19 protein-coding genes and 1 pseudogene are annotated in these 20,305 nt (G+C 71.3%); 9 read left to right on the plus strand and 11 right to left on the minus strand.

Going from position 1 to position 20,305, the window contains the following annotated elements:
* Positions 1-41: 41 nt before the first annotated feature.
* Complete coding sequence (locus IE207_RS20210; protein WP_190185645.1) at positions 42-866, minus strand: maleylpyruvate isomerase family mycothiol-dependent enzyme; 825 nt, start codon at positions 864-866, stop codon at positions 42-44.
* A gap of 137 nt (positions 867-1,003) precedes the next feature.
* On the opposite strand from IE207_RS20210, the gene IE207_RS20215 reads away from it, so the two are divergent.
* A complete protein-coding gene (locus IE207_RS20215; RefSeq protein ID WP_190185646.1) occupies positions 1,004-1,783 on the plus strand; it encodes a carbon-nitrogen family hydrolase in 780 nt (259 codons plus the stop codon).
* A gap of 75 nt (positions 1,784-1,858) precedes the next feature.
* Positions 1,859-2,164, plus strand: coding sequence for a hypothetical protein (locus IE207_RS20220; RefSeq protein WP_190185647.1), 306 nt, complete (start codon positions 1,859-1,861; stop codon positions 2,162-2,164).
* A 20-nt stretch (positions 2,165-2,184) separates the two neighbouring features.
* On the opposite strand, the gene IE207_RS20225 is transcribed toward IE207_RS20220, so the two are convergent.
* A complete protein-coding gene (locus IE207_RS20225) occupies positions 2,185-2,679 on the minus strand; it encodes an LURP-one-related/scramblase family protein (RefSeq protein WP_190185648.1) in 495 nt (164 codons plus the stop codon).
* 32 nt (positions 2,680-2,711) lie between these two features.
* Here IE207_RS20225 and IE207_RS20230 point away from each other — a divergent pair, with 32 nt between their 5' ends.
* Positions 2,712-3,515, plus strand: coding sequence for a hypothetical protein (locus IE207_RS20230; protein WP_190185649.1), 804 nt, complete (start codon positions 2,712-2,714; stop codon positions 3,513-3,515).
* On the opposite strand, the gene IE207_RS20235 is transcribed toward IE207_RS20230, so the two are convergent.
* Positions 3,512-4,066, minus strand: coding sequence for a Uma2 family endonuclease (locus tag IE207_RS20235; RefSeq protein ID WP_190185650.1), 555 nt, complete (start codon positions 4,064-4,066; stop codon positions 3,512-3,514). The two genes, IE207_RS20230 and IE207_RS20235, sit on opposite strands and share 4 nt — an antisense overlap.
* 102 nt (positions 4,067-4,168) lie before the next feature.
* On the opposite strand from IE207_RS20235, the gene IE207_RS20240 reads away from it, so the two are divergent.
* Complete coding sequence (locus IE207_RS20240) at positions 4,169-6,004, plus strand: NHL domain-containing thioredoxin family protein (RefSeq protein WP_190185651.1); 1,836 nt, start codon at positions 4,169-4,171, stop codon at positions 6,002-6,004.
* A gap of 95 nt (positions 6,005-6,099) precedes the next feature.
* Here the strand turns inward: IE207_RS20240 and IE207_RS20245 are convergent, their stop codons facing one another.
* The 6 genes from IE207_RS20245 to IE207_RS20270 form a co-directional block, all read right to left on the minus strand.
* Positions 6,100-7,116 (minus strand): SMP-30/gluconolactonase/LRE family protein, encoded by a 1,017-nt coding sequence (locus IE207_RS20245; protein ID WP_190185652.1) that lies wholly within the window; start codon positions 7,114-7,116, stop codon positions 6,100-6,102.
* Positions 7,117-7,274: 158 nt separating this feature from the next.
* Positions 7,275-8,603 carry a M18 family aminopeptidase gene (locus IE207_RS20250; RefSeq protein ID WP_190185653.1) on the minus strand — a complete coding sequence of 443 codons (1,329 nt, stop codon included), beginning with the start codon at positions 8,601-8,603 and terminating at the stop codon, positions 7,275-7,277.
* A gap of 102 nt (positions 8,604-8,705) precedes the next feature.
* A complete protein-coding gene (locus tag IE207_RS20255) occupies positions 8,706-9,446 on the minus strand; it encodes a hypothetical protein (protein WP_190185654.1) in 741 nt (246 codons plus the stop codon).
* Between the two features lie 219 nt (positions 9,447-9,665).
* Positions 9,666-11,492, minus strand: a complete 1,827-nt coding sequence (locus IE207_RS20260) for an acyl-CoA dehydrogenase (protein WP_190185655.1) — start codon at positions 11,490-11,492, stop codon at positions 9,666-9,668.
* 67 nt (positions 11,493-11,559) lie between these two features.
* Entirely contained in the window at positions 11,560-11,964 is a 405-nt protein-coding gene (locus IE207_RS20265) for an ATP-binding protein (RefSeq protein WP_190185656.1), read from the minus strand.
* Positions 11,961-12,167 (minus strand): hypothetical protein, encoded by a 207-nt coding sequence (locus IE207_RS20270; protein ID WP_190185657.1) that lies wholly within the window; start codon positions 12,165-12,167, stop codon positions 11,961-11,963. Before IE207_RS20270 ends, IE207_RS20265 begins: the two co-directional genes overlap by 4 nt.
* A gap of 119 nt (positions 12,168-12,286) precedes the next feature.
* Here IE207_RS20270 and IE207_RS20275 point away from each other — a divergent pair, with 119 nt between their 5' ends.
* From IE207_RS20275 to IE207_RS20290, 4 genes and pseudogenes are all read left to right on the plus strand, one after another.
* On the plus strand, positions 12,287-13,138 hold the full coding sequence (locus IE207_RS20275; RefSeq protein ID WP_190185658.1) for a helix-turn-helix domain-containing protein: 852 nt from the start codon (positions 12,287-12,289) through the stop codon (positions 13,136-13,138).
* Positions 13,119-13,349, plus strand: coding sequence for a DUF397 domain-containing protein (locus IE207_RS20280; protein WP_190185659.1), 231 nt, complete (start codon positions 13,119-13,121; stop codon positions 13,347-13,349). Before IE207_RS20275 ends, IE207_RS20280 begins: the two co-directional genes overlap by 20 nt.
* A 10-nt stretch (positions 13,350-13,359) precedes the next feature.
* On the plus strand, positions 13,360-13,818 hold the full coding sequence (locus IE207_RS20285) for an SseB family protein (RefSeq protein WP_190185660.1): 459 nt from the start codon (positions 13,360-13,362) through the stop codon (positions 13,816-13,818).
* Between the two features lie 218 nt (positions 13,819-14,036).
* Positions 14,037-14,835, plus strand: a pseudogene (locus IE207_RS20290) (pirin family protein).
* A 24-nt stretch (positions 14,836-14,859) separates the two neighbouring features.
* Here IE207_RS20290 and IE207_RS20295 read toward each other — a convergent pair.
* Positions 14,860-15,909: an AI-2E family transporter gene (locus tag IE207_RS20295; protein WP_229873843.1), complete on the minus strand. Its 1,050-nt coding sequence runs from the start codon at positions 15,907-15,909 to the stop codon at positions 14,860-14,862.
* 51 nt (positions 15,910-15,960) lie between these two features.
* Entirely contained in the window at positions 15,961-18,264 is a 2,304-nt protein-coding gene (locus IE207_RS20300) for a SpoIIE family protein phosphatase (protein WP_190185662.1), read from the minus strand.
* Positions 18,265-18,422: 158 nt separating this feature from the next.
* Here IE207_RS20300 and aspS point away from each other — a divergent pair, with 158 nt between their 5' ends.
* The gene (aspS, locus tag IE207_RS20305; RefSeq protein WP_190185663.1) at positions 18,423-20,228 is read left to right on the plus strand and encodes an aspartate--tRNA ligase; all 1,806 of its coding nucleotides are present in this window, start codon (positions 18,423-18,425) and stop codon (positions 20,226-20,228) included.
* The last annotated feature ends 77 nt before the right edge of the window (positions 20,229-20,305 follow it).

The raw sequence follows: 20,305 nt of genomic DNA on the forward strand, positions 1-20,305 counted from the left end.
CCCCCGTACGTGCGCGTCGTGGCGGCGCGGGCCGGCGGCGGCTACGGGGTCACGGCGAAGCGCGTCAGGATGGCCTCCGCCAGGGCCGGGTCGCCCTCGGCCTTCACCCGGTCCGCGACCGTGTGCGGCCGTACCCGTCCCGCCGCGAGCCGCACGTACGTCTGCCAGTCCATCGCCAGCGTCACCGCCGGACCCAGCGAGGGCGCCTTGTCCAGCGTGCCGTGCCCCTGCGCGTCCACCCGCACGGTCCGCATGAACTCCAGCTCCCCGTGCACGTCGAGCACCACGGCCGAGTTCGGGGGCGCGCCCGCCTCCTTCGCGACCACCTTCGCCAGCCCGGCCAGCAGGATGTCCCGCGCCACGTACGCGCCGGGCGAGTCCCAGTTCCCCGGCACGCCCAGCGCCGCCCGCAGGTCCTGCTCGTGCATCCACACGTCGAACGCCCGCAGCCGCAGCGCGAACTCCAGCGGCACCTGGTCGCCCAGCGGGCCCCGCACCAGCGTGGCCGGATCCCGCTTCTCGTTGCGCAGCTGACGCTGGCGCCGGATGATCGTGTACTCCAGCTCGGAGGTCATCTCCGGGGCGGTGTGGTGGCGCCGGACGTCAACTTGCACCTCCATGTACCGGGTGAACTCGTCCACGACGTGGCGCAGGTCGCGCGGCAGCGTGTGGATCGGCCGCGGATCGCCGAGCTGCTCGCACTCGATGCCGATGATGTGCGACACCACGTCACGGACCGACCAGCCGGGACAGGGAGTGGCCCGGTTCCACTCGCCCTCCGACAGGGGGAGGACCAGCTCGGATATCGCCTCGATGGAATGGGTCCACGCATCGGCATAGGGCTGGAGGCTGGGATGGACGGTCAACGGGACCCCTCGCGTGCTGTTCAGTGGCGCGTTGTGGACTGTGCCCAAAAGTACGCTGCCGGTGAGCACCCCGGCAGAGCTTTCGTGTGACGATCGTAGGCCCGAGCTGACGGACGCAATGCAAGGACGGTGGTAGTGTGCGCGCTTCTCTGATCCAAGTCGCCGTGAACGAGGGCGAGTCGGTAGCTTCCCGGCGCGCCCGCGTGGCCGACCTCGTACGGGAGCAGTCCGCCGCCGACCTCGTCGTGCTGCCGGAACTGTGGACGGTCGGGGCGTTCGCCTACGAGCAGTTCGAGACCGAGGCGGAGCCGCTGGACGGCCCGACGTACGAGGCGATGTCCAAGGCCGCGAGCGACGCCGGGGTCTGGCTCCACGCGGGCTCGGTCGTGGAGCGCGCCGGCGACGGGTCGCTCTACAACACCGCGCTGGTGATCTCCCCGGCCGGTGAGCTCGCCGCCAGCTACCGCAAGATCCACCGCTTCGGCTTCGACCAGGGCGAAGCGGTATTGATGGCCGCCGGGGACACGCTGACCACGGTGACCCTGCCCGAGCAGACGCTCGGCATCGCCACCTGCTACGACCTGCGGTTCCCGGAGATGTTCCGCGGCCTGGTGGACGCCGGGGCCACGACGATGGTCGTGGCCGCGGGCTGGCCGGCCCGGCGGCGCGCCCACTGGACGCTGTTGAACCGGGCCCGCGCCGTGGAGGACCAGGCGTACGTACTGGCGTGCGGGCTGGCCGGCACCCACGCGGGCGTCGAGCAGGCCGGGCACAGCCTGGTCGTGGACCCGTGGGGCGAGGTGCTCGCGGAGGCCGGGCCGGGCGAGGGCGTGCTCACGGTGGAGCTGGATCCGGCGAAGGTCGCCGACACGCGGGAGCAGTTCCCGGCGTTGAAGGACCGCCGCCTCGGGCGCTGAGACGGCGGTTCGCCGCCCGGCCACGGGGTACACGGGCGGCGACGGCGGACGAACCGGATCAGGGGGGCAGGCGTCATGTCGCAGGAACGCGAAGCCGTGGAGGCCATGGTCGAGGCGGAACTGGAGCCGCACGAACCGACCCCGGACGAGATCACGGCCCGCGACCGGGTACGGGCCGAGGCCACCGGCATGACCCACCACCAGACGGCGGCCGCCCTGGAGCGGGCCGAGGCCGCCGTCGCGGACGGCGCCGACGCCTCCACCCGCGCCGCCCTGGCGGAATGGCGGCGGATCACCGACCTCCTCGCGGACCACGGCGGCCCGTACACCCCCGAGGCCGACCCCTACGCCCAGGGCCAGTTGACCGCGCGCGGCCGCTGAGCCGGCCCCCGCCGGCCCCGCTACCGCTCCTCCCGCTCCTTCTCGGCCATCCGGATCACGCACACGGCGACGGCGATCAGCAGCGCCGCGTCCGCGTCTTCCCGGACGACGTCCACCGCGTACGTCTCGCGGACCCGCAACCACTGGCGGGAGATCAGCGCGAGCAGCTCGCCGTCGTACTCGACCTTGAACTCCCGGTCGAGGATGCGCCCGCTGACGTCCAGTTCGGTGCCCTCGGCGAGGGTGACGAGGTAGTGGTTGCGCAGCAGGGAGAGCCGCTTCCTCCGGATCACCGCGAGCCGGCGGTCGTCCCGCTCCAGGGTCATCGCGTCGCGGAAGGCGAACCACTTCTCCCGCAGGGTGATCAGGATCCGCCCGTCGCGGTCCTTGAGCTCCAGGGTGTCGCGCAGGCGCAGGGCCTTGCCGTCGACGAGGAATGCCTGGCGGCCGTCCTCGTCCTCGATCCAGTAGTCGTCCCCGATGGCCAGCACTTTGTCCCGTACGAGGTATTTCATGGCCTGATCCGTGCCCGCGATAGGTTGCCGTCATGCCTTTGCTCTATGTCACCGACCTGACGTACCCGGCGCGCGGCCGCCGCTACTGCGACGAGGACATATTCCTGACCGGGCGCCTGCGCGGGCACTTCCCGCTGGCCCTGTGCCACCCGCGCGACGCCGAGACCCTCATGGGCGGCTTCGACGCGGTCGTGGTCCGCAACAGCGGCCCGGTCCTGCACTACCAGGAGGCCTACGACGCCTTCCGCACCGCCGCCCTCGCCGGCGGCGTCCGCGTCTACAACCCGCTGACGGGGCGGGGGGACATGGCGGGCAAGCAGTACCTGCCGGACCTGACGGCGGCCGGCTACCCGGTGATCCCGACGGTCGACGACCCGGCGCACCTGCACCTGCTGCCGCGGGTCCCGCAGTACGCGGTGAAGCCCAAGCGGGGCGCGGACTCCGTCGGCCTGGCCTTCACGGCGGACCCCTCCGCCGCGGAGCCGGGCCGGACCCTGATCCAGCCGCGGATCGACTTCGCGTACGAGGTGTCGTTCTACTTCGTGGACGACGCCTTCCAGTACGCCCTCTACGCCCCCGACCCGGCACGTCGCTGGGAGCTGGAGCCCTACCACCCGACTCCGGCGGACCTCGCCTTCGCCCGCACCTTCATCGAGTGGAACACCCTCACCCACGGCATCCAGCGCGTGGACGCCTGCCGCACCCCCTCCGGCGACCTCCTCCTGGTCGAGCTGGAGGACCTCAACCCCTACCTGTCCCTCGACCTCGTCCCCGCCGAGGTCCAGGACGCCTTCGTCACGGCCCTCGCCCGCTCCCTGGACTCCTTCCTGTCCTAGAGCGCGCCGGTGTCGAGCACGATCCCGAACGGCTCCGGCAGCCGCACGGGTGTCCCGAACGCGTGCGGCCCGTCGACGCGGGCGTAACCGAGCCGCCCGGGCTCGGAGAACAGGGTGACGGTCTTGTCCAGCCGGTCGACCAGCAGGTAGAGCGGCGCGCCGTACTCGGCGTACCGCTTGCGCTTGACGACGCGGTCGGTCTCGGCGTTGGACTCCGAGGTCACCTCGACGATCAGGAGGGTCTGATCGGGGAGGAGGGACGAACCGCCGCGCGCGAGGTGATCGGGCACGACTGCCACATCAGGCACGTACCAATTGGGCGATCTCGGCAGATCGAGATTGCCCGAGCCTTCGACGCAGCCGAGCTCATCCACCCGCCGTTCGATCTGGCGGCGGACGATCTTCGCGGTCCGTTCGTGGTCCCAGCCAGGCGTCACGTTGCTGATGACCCCTTCAATGATTTCGGTGCGGTCGCCGCTGTGGTGCTGGATGGCGTACTTCAGGGCACGCTCGGGGTCGATGCCCTCGCCGTAGTCGTACGCGCTCGTCATGCCGGACGCCTCCCTCGATGCCTGCGGCCAGCCTGCCACGGCCGCCTCCCGACCGTCGTCACCCCTGGGGGTGCATCCGGACTGGGATGGCAAGCTTGAAACATGAACGATGCTGCCCCGGCGCCCACCCCCGCGCCCGCGCCCCGCCGCGCCCGTGTCCGTGCCCCCGAGCTGATCGGCAAGGGCGGCTGGCTGAACACCGGTGGGAAGGACCTGACGCTCGCCGACTTCCGAGGCCGGATCCTGATCCTGGATTTCTGGACCTTCTGCTGCATCAACTGCCTGCACGTCCTGGACGAGCTGCGCGAGCTGGAGGAGAAGCACCGCGACACCGTGGTGATCGTCGGCGTGCACTCGCCGAAGTTCGCCCACGAAGCCGAGCACGCGGCCGTCGTGGACGCCGTCGAGCGGTACGAGGTGCACCACCCCGTCCTGGACGACCCCGAGCTGGCCACCTGGAAGCAGTACGCCGTACGCGCATGGCCCACGCTCGTCGTGATCGACCCCGAGGGGTACGTCGTCGCCCAGCACGCCGGTGAGGGGCACGCGCACGCCATCGAGCGGCTGGTGGGGGAGCTGGAGGCCGAGCACGCCGCCAAGGGGACCCTGAGGCGCGGGGACGGGCCGTACGTGGCGCCCGAGCCCGTAGCGAGCGACCTGCGCTTCCCCGGGAAGGCGCTGCTGCTGCCCTCGGGGAACTTCCTGGTGTCGGACTCCACCCGGCACCAGCTGGTGGAGCTCGGGGCCGACGGGGAGAGCGTCGTACGGCGCATCGGCAGCGGTGAGCGCGCATTCACCGCCGACGGCTTCAGCGAGCCGCAGGGCCTCGCGCTGCTGCCCGACGGGTCGGTGATCGTGGCCGACACCGTGAACCACGCGCTGCGCCGCTTCGACCCCGCCACCGGGGCCGTGGAGACCGTCGCCGGGACGGGCCGCCAGTGGTGGCAGGGCTCGCCCACCTCAGGGCCCGCGGCGGAGGTCGACCTGTCCTCGCCCTGGGACGTCGCCTGGTGGCAGGGCAAGGTGTGGATCGCCATGGCGGGCGTGCACCAGCTGTGGACCTGGGACCCGCAGACGGGGACCGTGGGCGTGGCCGCCGGCACGACCAACGAAGGGCTCGTGGACGGCCCCGCCGCGGAGGCCTGGTTCGCGCAGCCGTCCGGGCTGGCCGCCACCGAGGACCGGCTGTGGGTCGCCGACTCCGAGACCAGCGCCCTGCGGTACCTGGAACGCGAGGGCGAGGAGTACGTCGTGAGGACCGCCGTCGGCACCGGGCTCTTCGACTTCGGGCACCGCGACGGCGACGCCGCCCAGGCCCTGCTCCAGCACCCCCTCGGGGTGACCGCGCTGCCCGACGGTTCGGTCGCGGTCTGCGACACCTACAACCACGCGCTGCGCCGCTTCGACCCGGCGAGCGGCGAGGTCTCCACCCTCGCCACCGACCTGCGCGAGCCCAGCGACGCCGTCCTCGTCGGCGGGGACATCGTCGTCGTGGAGTCGGCCCGGCACCGCCTGACGCGGCTGCGGCTGCCCGAGGAGGCCGTACGGGTCGACGCGGTCGCGCACCGGACGCAGCGCGCCGCCACCGAGGTCGCGCCCGGCACGCTCCGGCTCGACGTGGTCTTCCAGGCGCCGAGCGGACAGAAGCTCGACACCCGCTACGGGCCCTCGACCCGCCTCCTGGTCTCCTCGACCCCGCCCGAGCTGCTGGCGGCGGGCGACGGCCCGGGGACGGACCTCTTCCGCGACCTGACGCTGAACCCGGAGGTCACCGAGGGCGTGCTGCACGTCTCGGCGATGGCCGCGTCCTGCGACGACGACCCCGCCAACGAGTACCCGGCCTGTCACGTCCACCAGCAGGACTGGGGCGTCCCGGTGACCGTCACCGCGGACGGGGCCGCCCGTCTCCCGCTCGTCCTCGCGGGAATGGACGCCTAGCGGGGGCCACGACGACGCGCCGTACGGCCGGAGCCCGTCTCGGGTTCCGGCCGTCAGGCTCTTGCGGCTCTTGCGGCTCTTGCGGCTCTTGCGGCTCAGCCCTCGGGCCCGTCGTGGTCCTCCGGCTTCTCCTTGCCCTCCACCGCGTCGGCGACCAGCAGGTTCGGGTCGACGCCGTCGAGGAAGGCGCCGCTGGTGACGAAGACCTTGTGGTGGCGGACCGCGACGGAGGTGGGTCCGGACAGCCCGTCCGCCTTGGTCAAGGCGATGCGGTGGGTGCCGTCGGGCCGGATCAGGGCGAGCTCGCTCGCGGTGGTGTTCAGCGCGGCGAGCACCGTCTCGCCGTGTCCGGCGAACGCGAAGTCGTCGATCCCCGCCAGCCCGGTGGCGCGCGTCGTGGTCTTCCCCGCGGACCCGTCCTCGGAGACCGGGATCCGCAGCAGCGTGCCCCGGTCGAAGTTCGACACCCAGACCGCGTGGCCGCGCACTTTGATGCCGTTCGCGCCGATGAAGGTGGTCGGCTCCAGAGCCGGGCCGGTGGCCCAGGCCGTCACCTCGGGCTCCTCGTCCAGGGAGATGCGCCACACCGTGCCCAGGACGGAGTCCGCGGCGTAGATCAGCCCGAGGTGCTCGTCGAGGGCGAGGCCGTTGACGAAGCCGCTCGGGGGCATGTCGACGAGCTTGGAGACCTTGCGGTCGGGGGTGATCCGGTAGATGCCGCTCTCGGCCGTTCCGGTGTTGTAGCCGACGTAGAGCGTTCCGTCGTGGGTGCGGACGATCCCGCTCACGACGGCGACGCCGAGCAGGGGAGTCCGCGGGTCCGCGACGTCGGGCAGGGTCGTGAGGACCCGCTTCCCGCCGTGCCGGTCCACCCGGACCACCTGACGGGCGATCGCGAGGGTCAGATCGGCGGAGCCGTCGGGCTCCAGGGCGATGTTCTCCGGCGTCTCGCCGGCCCCGAAGTCGAAGTGCGCGACGATGCGCGGATCCACGAGGGACAGCTGCGGGTCCGCGGACTTCGGCGGCTTCGGCGCGGCCGCGGCGGGGGCGGCCAGGAGCAGGGCCAGGGCGGTGCCCAGGGCGAGGCGGGACAGGCGGAACAGGCGGAGCACGGGACTCTCCTCGTCGGCCGGGAGGGGCGGAACCCCAGCACAACATGACGGAGCGTCACCGTACGTTCATCGCACCGCGGCGCCGCCGATATCGACCCGCCCGGCCGAAGCCGCACCGCATCCCGGCTGCCGGGAGCGGCGCGGCCCGCAGGGGGGACTCAGCCCTCCAGGAACGCCACCAGCGCGTTCGCCAGCAGGAACGGGTCGTCCGCGCCGCACAGTTCGCGGGCACTGTGCATCGACAGGATCGCCACGCCGATGTCGACGGTCTGGATGCCGTGCCGGGCGGCCGTGATGGGGCCGATCGTCGTGCCGCACGGCATCGAGTTGTTGGAGACGAACGTCTGCCACGGCACCCCGGCCCGCTCGCAGGCGCCCGCGAACACCGCGCGTCCGCTGCCGTCGGTGGCGTAGCGCTGGTTGACGTTGACCTTGAGGATCGGGCCGCCGTTGGCGCGCGGGTGGTGCGTCGGGTCGTGCCGCTCCCCGTAGTTGGGGTGCACGGCGTGGCCCGTGTCCGAGGACAGGCAGATGGTGCCCGCGAAGGCGCGCGCCCGGTCCTCGTACGAGCCGCCGCGCGAGAAGACCGAACGTTCCAGCACGTTGCCCAGCAGCGGGCCGTCCGCGCCGGTGTCCGACTGCGAGCCGTTCTCCTCGTGGTCGAAGGCGGCCAGCACCGGGATGTGGTCGAGCTTCGCCCTTCCCGAACCGGCCCCCGAACCGGCCCCCGAACCGGCCCCCGAGACTGCCGCCAGCGCCGCGACGCCCGCGTGCACCGACAGCAGGTTGTCCATGCGCGGCCCGGCCAGCAACTCGCGGTCGCGGCCGAGATACGCGGGCGGCTCGATCGAGTGGACCATCAGGTCCCAGCCGGCCACCGAGCCCTGGGGCAGGCCCTCTTCCTCCTCCAGGAACGCGATCAGGTCGCCTTCCTGCACCTCGCCCAGACCCCAGATCGGCTGCATGTGGCGCTGCTTGTCCAGCTTGAGCCCGTCGGTGTTCACCGACCGGTCCAGGTGCACGGCGAGTTGGGGCACGCGCAGCAGCGCCCGGTCCACGTTCACCAGCCGCTCGCTGCCGTCCCGCAGGGTCAGCCGGCCGGCCAGACCGAGGTCGCGGTCCAGCCAGGTGTTGAGCAGCGTCCCGCCGTAGATCTCGACCGCGATCTGCCGCCAGCCCTGTGAGCCCGTGTCGGGGACCGGCTTGACGCGCAGGTTGGGGGAGTCGGTGTGGGCGCCGATGATGCGGAACGGGGTGTGCGCGGAGGCGCCCTCCGGTACGTACCAGGCGATGATCGCCCCGCCGCGGAGTACGAACCTGCCCCCCGTACCCGAATCCCAGGCGTCCGATTCCGACAACTGCCTGAAACCGGCCTTTTCCAGCCGCTCGGCCGCATTGGCCACGGCATGGTACGGCGACGGACTGGCCGTCAGGAAGGCCATCAGGTCGTCGGTGTGGCCGCGGTCGAAGTGGGCGGGAGAGCTCATGTGGTTCACCTTAACGACGGTCGTGTTCGCCATGGCCGGACTGCGGCGGATAGCGGAAAGGTCAGGGCGGCGCGGGGTGTGTGGCCCGCGTTCCCGTCGTTTTCAGCCCGGCGGACGCTCGAATCGGCGCTGTAGCTGCCGTCGCTCGCCCCGGCGGATGCGCGGGAGCATCTCGGGGGTCTGCGGCGGGCGCTGTGCGCGTCTTTTGCGTCCGGCGCAGAAGATACAGGCCTCACCCGGCGGTGCATCGGGGTCGATCGGTGCTCCGGGGTGTTCGGAGCATCCGGAGGCGTTGCGGGGGCGGGACAGTTCCCGGGCGACGATGAAGGCGCGGTGCAGGTCGTCCGCGATCCGTACGAAGTCCTGGGCGGGGGAGGAGATGCCGAGGTGGAAGCGCTGGTCCTCGATCGTGCGGAGGTACCCGCGCAGCAGTTCGTGCGTGTACGGCGGCTCGGGCACCGGGTATCCCAGCCGGCGCTGCTCCCCGGGGACAGGGGCGGCGGGGCCGGGGCGTCCGCCGTGCCTGCGCAGGCCGAGCCTTCGCCGGTCGTTGCAGATCAGGCAGCGGCCCCAGCCGTCGGGCGCCTCGGGGTCGAGGGCGCCGTTGGGGTGCTCGGGGCAGCCGGTGTAGCTCTTGGCGGGGGCCAGCCCGGCGGCGGTCTGGAACGCGGTGTAGAGCGCGTCGGCGAGGCCCTCGTACTCGGCGGGGTGGGAGCCGTCGTACAGCTCCCGGGCGTGGTCGCCGAGGCTGCCCAGCATCGCTTGCAGCTCCTTGAGGGCGTACGGCCGCCCGGTGGGGACGGAGTACCCCCTGCCGTTGCCGTGCTGATCCTGTGGCGTCATGCCTAGAGCGTCCCACGGCCGACTGACAAGCAAGGAATGCGCAGGTCGCGGGGTCCTGACGCCGCGCCGCCCCGCCGTCCCGCGGCGTCCGGCCGCCACCTGGCCCGGGCTCCCGGGCCGGCCGGCGGCCGGGGAAGGCCGGTTCCCGTACGGCAGCGGCCGGACCCCCGCGAGGGGGTCCGGCCGCCGTGACCGCCGAGGCGGCGCAAGCCCCGAGGCCTAGAACGCGGCCTCGTCCAGCTCCATGAGGCTGTTGTCGACGCTCTCGGCCAGCGCGCGCTGGACCGAGACGCCCGGGAGGACCTCCGCCGCGAAGAACTTCGCGGCAGCGATCTTGCCGGTGTAGAAGGGGACGTCCTTCGCGGCGGCGCCGGCCAGCTTCTCGGCGGCCACGGCGGCGCCCTTGAGCAGCAGGTATCCGACGACGACGTCACCCGAGGCCATCAGCAGGCGGGTGGTGTTCTGACCCACCTTGTAGATGTTCTTGACGTCCTCGCCGGTGGCGGTGAGGTCGACGATCATCTGGCCGACGATGGCCTCCAGGTCGACCGCGGCCTTGGCGAGCGCGTCGCGCGCCGGGGCGAGGTCGTCGCCGCCGACGGCCTCGGCCAGGAACTTCTTGATCGTCTCGGAGAGGACGTTCAGGGAGGCGCCCTGGTCGCGGACGATCTTCCGGAAGAAGAAGTCCTGGCCCTGGATCGCCGTGGTGCCCTCGTAGAGGGTGTCGATCTTCGCGTCCCGGATGTACTGCTCGATCGGGTATTCCTGGAGGTAACCGGAACCGCCGAAGGTCTGCAGCGACTGCGCGAGCTGCTCGTAGGACTTCTCCGAGCCGTAGCCCTTCACGATCGGCAGCAGCAGGTCGTTGAGGCCGACCAGCGCGGAGGCGTCCTCGCCGGCGGCCTGCTTGACCTGGATCTCGTCCTGGATGGACGCGGTGTACAGGACGAGGGCGCGCATGCCCTCCGCGTACGCCTTCTGCGTCATGAGCGAGCGGCGCACGTCGGGGTGGTGCGTGATGGTGACCTTGGGGGCCGTCTTGTCCATGAAGTTGGCCAGGTCCGGGCCCTGCACGCGCTCCTTGGCGTACTCCAGCGCGTTCAGGTAGCCGGTGGAGAGGGTGGCGATGGCCTTCGTGCCGACCATCATCCGGGCGAACTCGATGATCATGAACATCTGGCGGATGCCGTCGTGCTTGTCGCCGATCAGCCAGCCCTTGGCGGGGTGCTGGTCGCCGAAGGTCATCTCGCAGGTGTTGGACGCCTTGAGGCCCATCTTGTGCTCGACGTTCGTGGCGTAGACGCCGTTGCGCTCGCCCAGCTCGCCGGTCTCCCAGTCGAAGTGGAACTTCGGGACGAGGAAGAGGGACAGGCCCTTGGTGCCCGGGCCGTGGCCCTCGGGGCGGGCGAGGACGTAGTGGAGGATGTTCTCCGACATGTCGTGCTCACCGGAGGTGATGAAGCGCTTGACGCCCTCGATGTGCCAGGAGCCGTCGGCCTGCTGAACCGCCTTGGTGCGGCCGGCGCCGACGTCCGAGCCGGCGTCCGGCTCGGTGAGCACCATGGTGGAGCCCCACTGCTTCTCGACCGCGATCTCGGCGATCTTCTTCTGCGCCTCGTTGCCCTCTTCGAAGAGCACGCCGGCGAAGGCCGGACCGGAGGAGTACATCCAGACGGCCGGGTTGGCGCCGAGCAGGAGCTCCGCGTACGCCCAGATGAGGGAGCGGGGCGAGGTGGTGCCGCCGATCTCCTCGGGCAGGCCCAGGCGCCAGTACTCGGAGTCCATGAAGGCCTGGTAGCTCTTCTTGAAGGAGGCCGGGACGGGCGCGGTGTTGGTGGCCGGGTCGAAGACCGGCGGGTTGCGGTCGGCGTCCTCGAAGGAGGCGGCCAGGTCGTTCTCGGCGAGCTTGGTGAGCTCGGCCAGGATGCTCTTGGCGGTCTCGGTGTCCATCTCGCCGAACGGGCCGGTGCCGTACAGCTTGTCGCGTCCGAGCACCTCGAAGAGGTTGAACTCGATGTCGCGGAGATTCGACTTGTAGTGCCCCATGGCGACGGCTCCGTTAAGGCTCGGGGAGACAGGTTCCTCGTACATACCAATCGGTAACAACATGATGCTACCCACCGGTAATAAGAGCAACCCTCCGGTCCGGACTGTGACCAGGCTCAAGCTCGCACCACACGGTCTTGCATTCCGTCCCCTGTGTCACCCCCCAGCGCAGGGTCACTGCATCGAGCAGGGCCAGCCCGCGGCCGGACTCGTCGGTGTCGGTCGCCCGGCGCAGCACGGGCCACGCGCGCGGATCGGGGTCGGTGAGCTCGACCCGCGTACGGGATGCCCTTCCGCTGATCCGCAGGGTGACGGGGGTGCCGTCGCCGAGGTGGGTGATCACGTTGGTCAGCAGCTCGCTGACGCACAGCTGCACGTCGGCGCACGGCCCGCCGAGGTGCTCCCGCACGGCCCGCCGCACCCCGGGCACCGCCTCGGGCGTGGCGAGCAGCCGGATGGTGAGCCCGTTCACCGGTCGGCCAGGGCCGCGGCCAGGCGCTGCGCGGTGGCGGTGTTGCAGTTGCCGAGGGTGATGAGGGGCGGGTTGCCGTAGCCGCTGGCGTAGGAGGCGAGGTGGAGGTCGAGGGACGGCAACGTGATCCCGTGCGAGGCCAGCGCGGCGCGGAGCTGGGCCAAGGCGTCGATCGCCTCTCGGTCGGCGGCGTGTGTGCTCATGGGGGGGTTCCGTTCCTGTGGGGACTGACTGTGACGAACCGCTCACAGCCTGCGGCCGGGGTGCGTACCGTGGGAAGGGTTTCGGCTCCACGGTGCGAGGTGTGGAAAGGCGGGCGATTGTGGCCGCACGTAAGGACATTGATGGCTCGGCGAGCGTCCCGGCCTTCTACGGCAAGGAGTTGCGCTGGCGGAGGGAGGCGGCAGGCCTCACGCTTCAGCAGGCCGTGGAGAACAGCTTCTACGGGGCCACCTACCTGAGCGAGATCGAGCGGGCCCAGCGGCGGATGCCGGAGGATCTCGCCCGGCATGTCGACCAGGTGCTGAGGACCGACGGGTTCTTCTCGCGGCGCTGCGAGGACGTCCGTAAGGCCAAGCGGGGGGCGCACGCCGAGTACTTCGCCCCGGTCGCGGAGGCGATGGCGCGGGCGCGGACCATCGAGGAGTGGAGCAACGCGCTCATCCCTGGTCTGCTCCAGACGGAGCCGTACGCACGGGCTGTCATCCACTCCACCCATCCGTTGGACCTTCCGGAGGAGGTGGATGCGAAGGTCCGGGCTCGTATGCAGCGGGCCGCTCTGTTCGAGGACCCGAAGAGGCCGGAGTACTGGACGATCCTGCATGAGTGCCTGGTGCGCCAGCCGCTGTTGCCGCCGGGCGAGATGGCCGATCAGCTCGACCACATCGCCGCCCTGGCGCGGCGCCGCCGGATCGTTCCACAGCTCTTGTTGTGGAGTTCTGCGATCCAGCCGTTCCTGGGGCTCCCGCTCATGTTCATGGAATTCGAGGACGAGCCGCCGCTCGCGTACACGGAGGGCCCGTATCACGGCCAGGTCGTGGACGATCCGGCCCTCGTTAAGCGGTATCGCACGTCATACGATCGCCTCAGGGCCGCCGCGCTGTCGCCGGAGGACTCTCTCGCCGTGATCGAGCAAGCTGCTGAGGAGTACAGAAATGGCAAGCAACGGGACTGAGTTCGGTGCCGTGATCTGGCGCAAGAGCAGCTACAGCAATGGCGACGGCGGTAACTGCGTCGAGGTGGCCGACGGGCTGGACGGGATCGTGCCCGTCCGGGACTCCAAGCGGCCGGGCGGGCCCGCCGTGATCGTCACGGCGGCGGCGTGGACCCCCTTCGTTGCGGCCCTGAAGGGCGGTCCCGGCCCCGGCGGCCCGCGGCCTCGGTAGGCTTCGGCGCATGTACGGCTACGACCAGAACCCGGGTGCCCAGCAGGGCTACGCGCAGCAGCCCCCGCAGGGGTACGCGCAACAGGCGCCGCCGTTGTACCCCGAGCCGTCTCCGCCCTCCCTCGCGGACGCCGTACGGGCCTTCACGACCGGCCAGCTCGCCGCCGAGGACTTCCAGCAGATCTTCGCCACCTCGAAGGTCTACTGCCCGCGCGGCGAGACCCCCGGCTTCCTGGCGCTGCACAACACGCAGCAGCCGGTCATCCCGATGTTCACCACGCTCAAGGAGCTCCGCCGGTACGCCGGCAAGGAGTCCAAGTACTTCGTGATCACCGGCGCCGAGGTCATCGACCTGCTCCCGACCGGGTACGGCTTCGTCCTCGACATGGAGGGCGACCACCGGATGGTGTTCGACGCGAAGGCGGTCGAGCAGATGGTCGACTACGCGATGCGCCGCATGTATGGCTAGACGCCATTGCTGCGCAGATGGCTAGACGCCGCTACCGCGTAGACGGCCGGCCACCGGAGCCCCGCGCACACGAGCCCGCCCCGCCGAATCCTCGGCGGCGGCGGGCTTCGTCGTGTCTTGGGACGGGGCGGGAATGCGGACGAGGGGGGCGCTGTTCAGTCGGGTGTGGCAGAAAGTTCGACTTTCAACTAAAGTCGAAGCAGAAGGAGGTTCCGACCATGCCTGCAGTGACTGTGGAGAACCCGTTGACGCTCCCCCGCGTCGCGGAACCGGCCCAGGAGACCGCCGCCCGCAAGGTGCTGGCCGTCACGACCGCCCCCGGTGTACCTGATCGACGGAACCTTCGTCCACCAGGACAGCAACGGCGGCGGCGGCGTCATCAACGGTGGCGACACCCAGTGGATGACCGCCGGCTCCGGGCTCCTGCACATCGAGGCCCCGCCGGAGTCGCTCGTCGTCAGCGGCGGACTCTTCCACGGCCTCCAGCTGTGGGTGAACCTCCCCGCCTCCGACAAGATGATGCCCCCGCGCTACCAGGACATCGGTGGCGGTCAGGTGCAGCTGCTGACCACCCCGGACGGCGGCTCGCTGCTCCGCGTGATCGCCGGTGAGCTCGACGGGCACCAGGGCCCGGGCATCACCCACACCCCGATCACGATGATCCACGCGACCGTCACCCCGGGCGCGCAGATCACCCTCCCGTGGCGCGCGGACTTCAACGCCCTCGCCTACGTCATGGCCGGGCGCGGTTCGGTCGGCGAGGACCGGCGGCCCGTCCAGACCGGGCAGACGGCCGTGTTCGGCGAAGGCGGCTCGCTCACCGTGCGGGCCGACGCCTCGCAGGACTCCAACGCCCCGGCGCTGGAGATCGTCCTGCTCGGCGGCCGTCCCATCCGGGAACCGATGGCGCACTACGGACCGTTCGTCATGAACAGCAAGCACGAACTCCAGCAGGCCTTCGACGACTTCCAGGCCGGCCGGCTGGGGACCGTACCCACCACCGAGCGCACGCGCTGACGTGGGAGCGCGGGCAGGTCACCGTCACGCGGGGGCCTGCCCGCGCGCCGCGTAGCGGGTGCGCAGCTCCGACAGCACCGCGGACGCGGCGGCTGTCAGCGGTACGGCGAGCAGCATGCCGAGGACCCCGGCGACGCTCGCCCCCGCCGTGATGGCCAGCAATACCGCCGCCGGGTGCATCTGCACCATGCGGCTCTGGATCAGCGGCTGGAGGACGTGGCCCTCCACCACCTGGACCACGAGCACCACTCCCAGCACCCACAGCCCGATCACCCAGCCCCGGTCGGCGAGGGCGACGAGCACGGCGAGCGCCCCGGAGAGCAACGCGCCGAGGTAAGGGATGTAGGCGCCGAGGAACACCAGCGCCCCGAGCCCGACCGCCCCGGGCACCCGCAGCACCAGCAGCCCGGCGGTGATGCACACGGCGTCGATCAGCGCGATGAACGTGGTCCCGCGCATGAACCCCTCGACGGCCTTGAAGGCGAGCCGGGCCACCGCCTCCACGGTGTCACCGGTGGCGTCGGGCACCAGGGAGCGCAGCGCGCCCGCGGCCCGGTCGGAGTCGCGCAGGAAGAAGAAGATCAGCAGGAGCGCGAGCACGCCGGTCGCGATCATCTCGCCGACCACACTGAGGCCGGTGACGACGCCGGAGGCTGCCGTCCCGCCGAACTTGGCCAGCAACTCCTTGGCGTTCTTGGCGAGGTCCTCCAAGGAGGTCCCCGCGGCGCCGAAGTGCTCGCTCAGGCCCTCTCCCGCGCGGCGCAGCGAGGCGGTGATCTCGTCGCCGGTGTCGATGAGCGCCGTGACGATGACGTAGCCCGCGCCGCCCACGACGGCGACGACGGCCAGGCAGGTCAGCGCGGCGGCCAGGGACCGGCCCACCCCCACCCTGATCAGCCGCCGGTGCAGCGGCCCGAGCAGGGCGGTGCCGAGCAGAGCGAGCAGTACGGGCGTGACGGCGGTCTTGAAGACCACGCACAGCCACACGCCGACGGCGATCACTCCGGCGACCAGCAGCACGACCACGCACCAGGCGGCGAGGCGCTGCACGGGCCCGGGCAGAAGGGGAGTCACCACGGCTGCATCCAACCACGCGCACCCGCCGCTTTCGGGACATCCCGGGCGTCAGGAGTCGGAGTCTTCGGCCTTCGCCTGCTCGTGCAGCTCGAACCAGATCGACTTGCCCTCGCCGCGGGGGTCGACGCCCCACGCGTCGGCCAGCATCTCCATCAGCAGCACCCCGCGGCCGCTGGACGCCATCTCGCCCGGGTGCCGTTTGTGCGGGAGCTCGTCGCTGGAGTCCGCGACCTCCACGCGCAGCCGCCGCGAACCCAGCTCGCCCACGGCCTCCGCGACCAGCAGCGCGTCGCCGTCGGTGTGCGTCAGTACGTTGGTCACCATCTCGGAGACCATCAGCTCCGCCGAGTCGACCTGGTCGGGGTCCGCCCAGTCGTGCAGCAGCTCGCGGATCTGCCGCCGCGCCCCCGAGATCCGCTCCGGCTCGGCCTGGGCCACGGTCAGCATGGTGCGCCGGGCCGGGCGGGTGCGGGGGGAGGCCGAGGTGCCGCAGCCGCAGCCCGCGCCCTCGCGGCACAGCAGGACCACGGCTATGTCGTCCTCGCGCCGGTCGGCCAGCGGGCCGGTGGTGTGGTGCGAGGACGGGCCGTGGACTGCCTGGACCAGCAGGTCGGCGAGCTTTTCGAGGTGTCCGGCGTCAGGTTCCCCGGCCTCCGGCCGGCCGGCGTCCGGGTCCTCGCCTTCGAGGACGGCCCGCAGCCGCGCCCAGCCCGTGTCCAGGTCGTGGCCGCCGGTCTCGATGAGCCCGTCGGTGCACAGCATCAGCGTCTCGCCCGGTTCGAGGGTGAAGCGGGTGGTGGGGTAGTCGGTGTCGGGAACGATCCCGAGCGGGAGTCCGCCAGCCGTCGGCCGCATCAGGACCGTGCCGTCGGTCATCCGGACCACCGGGTCGGGGTGGCCGGCGCGGGCCACCTCCAGCAGGCCGGTCTGCGGGTCGCACTCCATGTAGAGGCAGGTGGCGAAGCGCGGGCTGGTGTAGTCCGGGTCGGGCCCGGCGCCGGCGTACCCGTCGGCGTACCGGCCGTCGTGTCCGCCGCCGCCGTACGGGCCGCCGTAGCCGCCGTCGTACGCACCGTCGTACGTGCCGTCGTAGCCGTCGGCGTACCCGCGCGGGCCGTCCTTCTCCTGCGAGGAGCACAGTCCGGCGAGGAAGCGGGAGGCCCGCGAGAGCACCGCGTCCGGGCGGTGGCCCTCGGAGGCGTAGGCGCGGACCGCGATGCGCAGTTGTCCCATCAGGCCCGCCGCGCGCACGTCGTGGCCCTGGACGTCGCCGATGACCAGCGCGAAGCGGCCGGAGGGCAGCGGGATCATGTCGTACCAGTCGCCGCCAACCTGGAGCCCGCCGCCGGTCGGGACGTACCGGGCGGCGATCCGCATGCCGGGGATCTCGGGGCCCAGCTGCGGCATCATCGAGCGCTGGAGGCCGGTGGTGAGTTCCCGCTCGGACTCCGTCACCCCGGCCCGCTGGAGGGCCTGGGCCAGCATCCGCGCCACCGTGGTCAGCACGGACCGCTCGTCCGGCGAGAAGGACACCGGGTGCTTGAAGGCCGCCATCCACGCCCCCATGGTCCGCCCGGCCACGATCAGCGGGACGAAGGCCCACGAGGACCGGCCGAAGGGCTCGGCCAGCGGCCAGGTGACCGGAAAACGCCGCTTGTACTCCTCGGAGGTCGGCAGGTAGACCGCCCGGCCCGTGCGGACCACCTCCGCCGCGGGGTAGGCCGTGTCCAGCCGCATCTCCGTGAACGGGGACTCGTCCCCGGGGCCGTGCCCGTGGTGGCCGATGACCGACAGCCGGTCGCCGTCCACGCCGAAGACGGCCAGCCCGTCCGGGCTGAACCCGGGCATCGACAGGGAGGCGGCGACCCGCAGCACCTCCGCCGTCGACCGGGCCTCGGCCAGCGCCCGGCCCGCGTCCAGCAAGAACGCCTCCCGGGAACGCCGCCAGTCACCGGTGATCGGCGTGTGCGCGGCCGTCGTGCCGGGCTGCGGCTCGGCGATCTCCTGGACCGTGCCGATCAGCTCGTAGTCGATCCGGCCGTGCGCGGTGGCCGCCGGTACCGGCTTGGAGCGGCTGCGTACGGTGCGCAGCACGCGCCCGTCCGCGTCGACGATCCGCAGCCGGGCCTCGGCGAGGGTGCCCTCGGCGACCGCCAGGTCCACGATGGCCTTGATCTCGTTCCAGTCCACCGGGTGGAACCGCGACCGCACGGCCACCTCGGGCAGGACGACGGGCTCGGCGGGCAGCCCGAGCAGCCGGGCGGCCTCGCTGTCGAGAGTGACCATCCCGGAGGCGTTGTCCCATCGCCACAGGCCGGTCGCGATCGCGGCCAGGACGTCCTCGGTGCGCACCTGGTCATCTTTACAGGTGACCTGCCCGGGCTGCCTGTTCAGGGCCTTCCCGCCGCCCGTACCCGGCCCCGCCCGGCCGCGCCAGCGCGGTACCCGTCCCGGACGGTAACCTTGTGAGGGTTGAATCCACCCTGGTATCGCGAAGAACTGGATGACTGATGCATCGGTACAGGTCCCACACGTGCGGCGAGCTTCGTGCCTCCGACGTCAACGCTGACGTCCGGCTGAGCGGCTGGGTGCACAACCGTCGAGACCTGGGCGGCATCCTCTTCATCGATCTGCGCGATCACTACGGCATCACGCAGCTCGTCGCCCGTCCCGGCACCGCCGCGAACGAGGCGCTGAGCAGCGTCAGCAAGGAGACCGTCGTCCGGATCGACGGCAAGGTCGTCTCCCGCGGCGCGGACAACGTCAACCCGGAGCTGCCCACCGGCGAGATCGAGATCGAGGTCTCCGAGGTCGAGGTGCTCGGCGCGGCCGGCCCGCTGCCCTTCACCATCAACACCGACGACGGTGTGAACGAGGAGCGGCGCCTGGAGTACCGCTTCCTCGACCTGCGCCGCGAGCGCATGCACCGCAACATCATGCTGCGCTCGGCCGTCATCGCCTCCATCCGCTCCAAGATGGTGGCCCTCGGCTTCAACGAGATGGCGACCCCGATCCTCACCGCCACCTCCCCCGAGGGCGCGCGTGACTTCGTCGTCCCCTCCCGCCTGAACCCGGGCAAGTTCTACGCCCTCCCGCAGGCGCCGCAGCAGTTCAAGCAGCTGCTGATGATCTCCGGCTTCGACCGCTACTTCCAGATCGCGCCCTGCTTCCGCGACGAGGACGCCCGCGCCGACCGTTCGCCGGGCGAGTTCTACCAGCTCGACGTCGAGATGTCCTTCGTGGAGCAGGAGGACGTCTTCCAGCCCATCGAGAAGCTGATGACCGAGCTCTTCACCGAGTTCGGCGGCGGCCGCCCGGTCACCTCGCCGTTCCCGCGGATCCCGTTCCGCGAGTCGATGCTCAAGTACGGCAACGACAAGCCCGACCTGCGCGCCAAGCTGGAGCTCGTCGACATCTCCGACGTCTTCGAGGGCTCGGAGTTCAAGGCGTTCGCCGGCAAGCACGTGCGTGCGCTGGCCGTCCCGGACACCGCCGGGCAGCCGCGCAAGTTCTTCGACGGCCTGGGCGAGTACGCGATCTCGCTGGGCGCCAAGGGCCTGGCCTGGGTGCGGGTGGGCGAGGACGGCGCCCTGACGGGTCCCATCGCCAAGTTCCTCACCGAGGAGAACGTCAAGGTCCTCACCGAGCGTCTCGGCCTGGCCGCCGGGCACGCCGTGTTCTTCGGCGCGGGCGAGTTCGACGAGGTCTCCAAGATCATGGGCCCGGTCCGGGTCGAGGCCGCCAAGCGCGCGGGCCAGTTCGAGGAGAACGTCTTCCGCTTCTGCTGGATCGTCGACTTCCCGATGTACGAGAAGGACGAGGAGACCGGCAAGATCGACTTCTCGCACAACCCCTTCTCCATGCCGCAGGGCGGCATGAAGGACCTGGAGGAGAAGGACCCGCTCGACATCCTGGCCTGGCAGTACGACATCGTCTGCAACGGCATCGAGCTGTCCTCCGGCGCCATCCGCAACCACGAGCCCGAGGTCATGCTCAAGGCCTTCGAGATCGCCGGTTACGACGCCGAGACCGTCGAGCGGGAGTTCGCCGGCATGCTGCGCGCGTTCCGCCTCGGCGCCCCGCCGCACGGTGGCATCGCCCCCGGCGTCGACCGCATCGTGATGCTGCTGGCCGACGAGCCGAACATCCGCGAGACGATCGCGTTCCCGCTGAACGGCAACGCGCAGGACCTGATGATGGGCGCGCCGACGGTGCTGGAGGAGTCCCGCCTGCGCGAGCTGAACATCGCGCTGCGCAAGCCGGTGGAGACCAAGACCGGCGAGCCGGTCGAGAAGTCGGTCAAGCCGCACCAGTAGGCCGCGCGGCGGTAGCCACGGATGTGCCGAAGGGCCCGGGATCTTGGATCCCGGGCCCTTCGCGTTGCGCGCGGGGT

It is taken from the genome of Streptomyces cirratus (assembly GCF_014650775.1).
Taxonomy (GTDB): domain Bacteria; phylum Actinomycetota; class Actinomycetes; order Streptomycetales; family Streptomycetaceae; genus Streptomyces; species Streptomyces cirratus.